Origin of the sequence: Streptococcus oralis, from assembly GCF_006175905.1 — a bacterium.
GTDB classification, from domain to species: domain Bacteria; phylum Bacillota; class Bacilli; order Lactobacillales; family Streptococcaceae; genus Streptococcus; species Streptococcus oralis_BG.
On the sequence record NZ_SSNB01000003.1, the window covers coordinates 729,806 to 736,988 of the forward strand.

Below are 7,183 nucleotides of genomic sequence, written 5' to 3' on the forward strand. Positions count from 1 at the left end.
ATCTTTTATTATACCAAAATTTAGTCACTTAATAAAGCCTTGCGAACTAGGTTAAAGGCATGCATAACCGCGATGTGACGTACATCTGCACGGCTTCGTCCTGCGATATTAGCCTTGATCACCTCTGTCCCTTTTTCATGTGCCAGTCCAATAAAAACTGTACCAGCTGGATGCCCCTCTAGGCTATCTGGTCCTGCCACCCCCGTCAAACTCACTCCATAATCTGACTGAGTCTTGAGACGTGCCTGCTCTGCCATTTTTCGAGCGGTAAACTCAGAAACGACCCCGTGTTCTTTCAGCTCTTGCTCGGAAATATCCAACATCTTAGACTTTTCTTCTAGGCTGTAAGTAACAAAACCGCCATTAAAGATTGCTGAAACGCCCGAAAAGTCTGCTAATGTCGCTTGAAAGAGACCTGCCGTCAAGCTTTCTGCCGCAGTAATGCTTTTCTGTCTCTTCTTTAGCTCTTCTACAACGACACTTGCGAGGCTGGTTTCTTCCCCATATCCATAGCAGATGTCTCGTAGAGAAATTCCCTCGAAAGTTTGGCGACTCAAGATTTGACTTTCTAGGATGTCCAGTGCTTGATCAGCCTGTTCTTGACTGACTGCTTTTGTAGACAAGCGCAAGGTCACCTCTCCCGTCTTGGCATAAGGCGCCAAAGTCGGATCGGTTTGATGGTCAATCAAATCCGCCAAAATGGTCACCAACTGACTCTCACCAATTCCAAAGAAACGGAGCACTCGTGAGTATAACTTGGTACCAGTCATTAACTTGGGTAAGAGTTGATTTAAGACCATGGGTTTCAACTCACTTGGCGGTCCTGGAAGGACCACGTAGGTTACGTCATCCACTTCCGACACCCCTCCTACTGCTAAACCTGTCTCATTTGGCAGTGGAGTTGCCCCTTCTACAATTTGGGCTTGACGCTCATTATTCGGTGTCCGAGCATAGTCAGGTCTATGAGCAAAGAAAATATCCAGCTTCTCTTGCGCTTGAGGGTCAAACACTAGATCTTTTCCTAAAAATTTTGCCAGGGTTTGTTTGGTCAAATCATCCTCAGTTGGTCCCAAGCCCCCGGTCAAAATCACAAGATTACTACGTTGACTCGCAATCTCAAGCAAGGACAAAAGACGAGCTTCATTGTCTCCAACAGCTGTTTGGAAGTAGACATCTACCCCGATTTCGGCTAGTTTCTCTGATAAAAACTGAGCATTGGTATTGACAATCTGCCCTGTTAAAATTTCTGTTCCAACAGCAATAATTTCTGCTTTCATGTTTCCTCCTACTTATCTATTCGAATTTTTTTGAAAAAATCGCAGGAAATTTCCCACGATTTGATTCTTTTCTTATTCTGCTTCTTCGTTTGAAGCGTTAGTACTGGTCGAAGGCGCTGTCCGACCAAAGGCTGTTTCGTACAGTACCGCATTGGTTTCCAATTCTGTCACTGGCTCTTTACCTAGTGAACTACGCAAGAGATTTTGCATTTCGAGCATATGTTCTGAAGTGACGATTTGATAAGAAATTCCCTGTAGCTCAGCATCTTCCCCACGCAATTGATGCGTTTCGATATTCTTAAAAGAATCTTGATAGCCGAGCAATTGTGGAATGCTCTTAGCTGACAAGTCCACATTGGTCTGCATGTTATCACTCAAAGCTTTGAGGATACCTTGATAATGGCTCACACTGTTTAGGCTCAAAACCTTCTCAACGATTTTTTGAATGACTTCACGTTGACGTTTTTGACGACCATAGTCTCCTTCTGGGTCTTGGTAACGCATCCGTGAATACACCAGAGCTTCCTCACCATTCAAGGTTTGTTCTCCAACACCGATAGAAATCTTATTAAACTCCTCTTGGTCAGCAATCGAAATTGGGAAACCGAGTGTATTGTTGACGGTAATTCCACCAACCGCATCCACCAATTGTTGAAGTCCCTGCATGTTAACCATGACATAGCGATCAATGTGGATATTCATCATCTTTTGAATAGTAGAAATTGCAAGTTCCGCACCACCATTAGCATAGGCAGCATTGAGTTTGGCTTCCTGAACTTGCCCATTTCCAGTCTCAATCTTGGTCAAAATATCCCGTTCCAAACTCATCATAGTGGTTTTCTTTGTTTTGGGATTAACAGTCAGGAGAATCATGGAGTCACTATTTCCCGCCCACGGGTCTGTACGTTCCACGTTTCCCGTATCTACCCCCATCAAGAGGATGGTCAGAGGCTCCGTCGCTTCGATAACGTTGGTTTCTTCCCCGATTTTTTTGTAAGTCTTTTTACTTAGGGTTTCTGTTCCCTGTTGGTAGATGGTATAGCCATAAACCGCTACACCTAAAACTGTTACTGCTAGGAAACCTAGCACCATTCCAATTAATTTTTTAATCATCTCGTTATTTATTTATCAGCTTGCCCATAAGACAAACATCTAAAAATATCCCTTCTGCTAAATAGGCTCCTCTTTCTTGTAAGCCTTCTGTGATAAATCCCATTTTTGAATAGAGGTGGATCGCAGCCTCGTTTCGTTTTTGTACACTAAGTTGCAAACGGCGCAAGACGCCACTGACTTTCGCCCACTCGATGCCTTCTTCTAGAAGTATAGTCGCCAAGCCTTGGTTCCAGAATTTCTTTCGAACTGCTAGAAAAACATCACCGATATGTCGAACTCTTAAATGTTGGTCTGCTGTGATATTTAAGACTCCTGCAATCTCATCATTCAGTAAGGCGAGGAGAGTAATTTGATTCTCTGATCCAGCTTGTTTTTCGATAAAAAGAGCCATTTCAGAAGCTGTCATCATGATTCCATTTTCATCCAAGCTGGTAAAATCTGTCTCTTGACCGACACAATCTAAAAATGCAATCAAGGCTGTAGCATCTGACGTCTCTGCCTCACGAATACACAACTCATACTCCATCTTGAAGCTCCTTGATGAGTTGTTCAGCCCGAGAGCCATGAGCCGTAAAATGAAGACAACGCCCCTCAACTTCTTTCAAAATTTCCAACTCCAAGTAAGAATCTGGTAAATCTTCACCCAAAAGATGCCCCCACTCAATAACAGTCACACCACCACCAAAGAGAAACTCATCCAAGTCAATAGAATCAGCATCCCCTTCAATACGGTAGACATCCAAGTGGTAAAGTGGCAAACGCCCTTCGTACTCTCTGACAATGGTATAGGTTGGACTTTTAATCATCTGACGGATATCCAAGCCCTTGGCAAGGCCTTTTGTAAAGGTTGTTTTACCCGCACCCAACTCTCCAGTCAAGATCAGAACATCGTCTTTTTGAAGCAAATGACCTAATCTTTCTCCGAGAGTTAGAAGCTCTTCTTCATTTTTTGTGTGCATGCTACTATTATACCAAAAAGTTTTCTTTTGTGTGAATTTTCTTTATGGACTTACTATAACAATTTTGAAAAATTCTCCTCTACTTAAAAGAATAGAAAAATCGCAAAAACAAACAGGATATCCCGAATCAGGTGTCCATAAAAGGAGATTTCCCTTTGAATACATTTTGGAAAAAGGAAACGTGCGCATAGAAAACCAACACTGATATAAAGGAGAATCGAGGAAATCACTAAGGGATTCCTCAAGAAAACCATCGTAGCTAGAACGGAAATGACGACTGTTTTCTTTTTATTTAGGTGATTTTCTATATCGCGAAAAATTTTATCAAAAGGTAAGAAAATCAATAGATCTACTCCTAGCAAGAAAAAGAAGGAGGGTAAAAAGAGGTCAACCAATTCTTGCTGCAATTTGCTAGTGGTTTGGATGCTTTCTGAGAGAACCAGACAGGTTGCCAGAAGATTGACTACTAAAAGGAGGCAATAAACAAGACTCACTTTCTTTTGAACATGTAAAATACTGTGCCTAGACTGGTTTACTGTATGGAAATAATTTATCCCAGCACACAGAACAGAAATTCCTACTATCAAAATCAAAAAATAAGCATTGGTCTGTTTTAAAGATAAAAAGGTTTCTTTCCATAATAGACAACTACTAAAACTAATCTGGACGACTGCAATCAGTAACAATAGGCGAATTGATTTTACCATTTCTTTTCCCTCCCTATATGGGATTATACCTTGTGAGGAGTTTGAAATGATTGTTTCCGCCTCAAGTGTTCTTTTTTTATGCTCAACTGACCAAAAAACAGCTCTGTTGTATACAGAACTGTTCTTTTACCAGTCTAATCCTTAAACCAGAGAGCAATTTCACGTTTTGCAGAAGCTTCCGAATCGGAGCCATGAACTACATTTTGAATGGCTTGATTGTCTCCTGCAGCCTTGGCAAAATCTCCTCGGATAGTTCCTGGCAGAGCTTCTTCTGGACGAGTAGCACCCATCATGGTCCGCCAAGTTTCAATCACTTTCGGACCTGATAGAATGCCCACCACTACTGGTCCTGAGGTCATAAACTGACGGATAGGAGGATAAAAACTTTTTTCAACCAAGTCTTGATAGTGCTGGTCAATCAAAGCTTCTGAAACTGCTGAACGCAACTCTAATTTTTCGATTTTGAAACCACGCTCCTCAATTCTTTTCAGAACCTGACCAACCAGCCCTCTTTTCACACCATCTGGCTTAATGATAAAGAATGTTTGTTCCATATGGACACCTCCCTGGCATTTTAGTTCTTCTATTCTACCATACTTTATGAAAAAGTGGGAAAATTTTCTGAAATAAAACAAAGAGAACCCAAAGGTTCTCTTGTTTGCTTTATTCTACTGTTTCTTCAACTTGGATTTCCACAACTTCCTCTACAGGAGCAAGTTCTGCCTCTTCTTGTTCTGGAGCCAGATATTCTGCTTCATTGACGGCTTGTGGTTCAAGGTTACGGTAGCGAGCCATACCAGTACCTGCTGGGATAATCTTACCGATGATAACATTTTCCTTGAGTCCAAGGAGATGATCTTTCTTACCACGGATGGCTGCATCTGTAAGGACACGAGTTGTTTCCTGGAAGGAAGCCGCTGACAAGAAACTATTGGTTTCAAGTGAGGCTTTGGTGATTCCCATAAGAACTGGACGACCAGTCGCTGGAACTCCACCTGCGATAAGAACATCCTTGTTGGCATCTGTAAAGTCGTTGATGTCCATGAGAGTACCCATAAGAAGATCTGTGTCACCTGGATCCATGACACGAACTTTACGGATCATTTGACGAACCATTACCTCGATGTGTTTGTCACCGATTTCTACCCCTTGGCTACGGTAAACTTTTTGTACTTCACCGAGAAGGTAGGTTTCAACTGACAAGACATCACGAACAGCAAGGAGACGTTTTGGTTGGATAGAACCTTCTGTCAATGCTGCACCGCGAGAGACTTGGTCTCCAACTTCGACACGCATACGGGCTGTAAATGGAACCACGTATTCGCCTTCTCCAGTTTCACCCTTAACGAAGACTTTCTTAGTACGAGTTGAAGCATCTTCTTCGATAGCAGTAACTTGCCCTTTGACTTCTGTGATGACCGCTTCCCCTTTCGGATTGCGGGCTTCAAAGATTTCTTGGACACGAGGAAGACCCTGAGTGATATCGGTATTTGAGGCAACCCCACCCGTGTGGAAGGTACGCATTGTAAGCTGTGTACCAGGTTCCCCGATAGATTGGGCAGCGATTGTACCAACTGCTTCACCAACTTCAACCGCATCACCAGTCGCCAAGTTGATACCGTAACAGTGACGGCAGACACCATGACGAGTGTTACATGTAAATACAGAACGGATAGTAACTTCCTCGATTGCATTTACAAGTTCACCATCTTCATTCTTGATCTTAAGATTTGCAATTTCAGCAGCTTTTTCTTCTGTAATCAATTCATTTGGACCGATGATCACTGCACCAGTTTCTGGATGTTTAACAGTTTTCTTAGTGTAACGACCGATAAGACGTTCTTCAAGAGACTCGATCATCTCTTTTCCTTCTGCGATAGAACGAATCAAGAGACCACGGTCTGTTCCACAGTCGTCCTCACGGATGATAACGTCTTGGGCAACGTCAACCAAACGACGAGTCAAGTAACCTGAGTCGGCTGTCTTAAGGGCCGTATCGGTCATACCTTTACGGGCACCGTGAGTTGAGAAGAACATTTCGAGTACTGACAAACCTTCGCGGAAGTTTGAAAGGATTGGCAATTCCATGATACGACCGTTCGGAGCCGCCATTAGACCACGCATACCGGCAAGCTGTGAGAAGTTTGAGATGTTACCACGAGCTCCAGAGTCCATCATCATAACGATTGGGTTCTTAGGATCTTGGTTGGCAACCAAACGTTTCTCCAATTTTTCACGAGCTGCACGCCATTCAGCTGTAACAGCATTGTAGCGCTCGTCATCTGTGATCATACCACGACGGAATTGTTTGGTGATTTGTTCTACACGTTTGTGTGATTCTTCGATGATTTCAGCCTTGTCTTCAACCACTGGAATGTCGGCAATCCCCACTGTCAAACCTGCAAGAGTTGAGTGGTGGTATCCGAGGTTCTTCATGCGGTCAAGCAGGGCAGAGGTTTCTGTCGTACGGAAACGTTTGAAGATTTCAGCGATGATATTTCCAAGATTTTTCTTCTTGAATGGAGGGTTGAGTTCAAGATTACTGATTGCTTCCTTGATATCTCCACCTAGTGGCAAGAAGTATTTAGCTGGAACACCTTCTGTTAAGTTAGCATTTGTAGGTTCTTGTAAGTAAGGTAGACCCTCTGGCATGATGTCATTGAAGAGGATTTTACCAACCGTTGTCAGCAAGACCTTGTGTTTTTGCTCTTCAGTCCAAGGTTTGTTGAGGCTGTCTGTTGCGATACCAACACGTGAGTGGAGGTGAACATAGCCATTGCGGTAAGCCATAACAGCTTCGTCACGGTCTTTGAAGACCATTCCTTCACCCTCACGACCAGCTTCTTCCATGGTCAAGTAGTAGTTACCCAAAACCATGTCCTGAGAAGGAGTAACAACTGGTTTACCATCTTTCGGGTTCAAGATGTGTTCAGCAGCTAGCATGAGGATACGAGCTTCCGCTTGGGCTTCTTCTGAAAGCGGTACGTGGATGGCCATTTGGTCCCCGTCAAAGTCGGCATTGTAGGCTTCACAGACAAGCGGGTGCAAGCGAAGGGCCTTACCATCAATCAAGACTGGCTCGAAGGCTTGGATACCCAAACGGTGAAGGGTCGGTGCGCGGTTCAAA

Annotated in this window: 7 protein-coding genes; all 7 read right to left on the reverse strand. The window is 43.4% G+C overall.

Annotated features, from left to right (window positions below):
• Positions 1-20: 20 nt before the first annotated feature.
• Positions 21-1,277, reverse strand: coding sequence for a competence/damage-inducible protein A (locus tag E7Y33_RS09355; RefSeq protein ID WP_139690313.1), 1,257 nt, complete (start codon positions 1,275-1,277; stop codon positions 21-23).
• Between the two features lie 72 nt (positions 1,278-1,349).
• Positions 1,350-2,390, reverse strand: coding sequence for a glycopolymer--peptidoglycan transferase LytR (gene lytR, locus E7Y33_RS09360; protein ID WP_000592175.1), 1,041 nt, complete (start codon positions 2,388-2,390; stop codon positions 1,350-1,352).
• A gap of 4 nt (positions 2,391-2,394) precedes the next feature.
• A complete protein-coding gene (locus tag E7Y33_RS09365) occupies positions 2,395-2,916 on the reverse strand; it encodes a GNAT family N-acetyltransferase (protein WP_139690314.1) in 522 nt (173 codons plus the stop codon).
• Positions 2,906-3,349, reverse strand: coding sequence for a tRNA (adenosine(37)-N6)-threonylcarbamoyltransferase complex ATPase subunit type 1 TsaE (gene tsaE / locus E7Y33_RS09370; RefSeq protein ID WP_139690315.1), 444 nt, complete (start codon positions 3,347-3,349; stop codon positions 2,906-2,908). The genes E7Y33_RS09365 and tsaE overlap by 11 nt, the downstream gene beginning before the upstream one ends.
• A gap of 83 nt (positions 3,350-3,432) precedes the next feature.
• The gene (locus E7Y33_RS09375) at positions 3,433-4,056 is read right to left on the reverse strand and encodes a hypothetical protein (RefSeq protein WP_139690316.1); all 624 of its coding nucleotides are present in this window, start codon (positions 4,054-4,056) and stop codon (positions 3,433-3,435) included.
• A 134-nt stretch (positions 4,057-4,190) separates the two neighbouring features.
• Positions 4,191-4,610: a nucleoside-diphosphate kinase gene (gene ndk, locus E7Y33_RS09380; protein WP_000438308.1), complete on the reverse strand. Its 420-nt coding sequence runs from the start codon at positions 4,608-4,610 to the stop codon at positions 4,191-4,193.
• Between the two features lie 109 nt (positions 4,611-4,719).
• Positions 4,720-7,183: DNA-directed RNA polymerase subunit beta' (gene rpoC, locus E7Y33_RS09385; RefSeq protein ID WP_139690317.1), on the reverse strand; the 2,464-nt coding region annotated here is incomplete at its 5' end.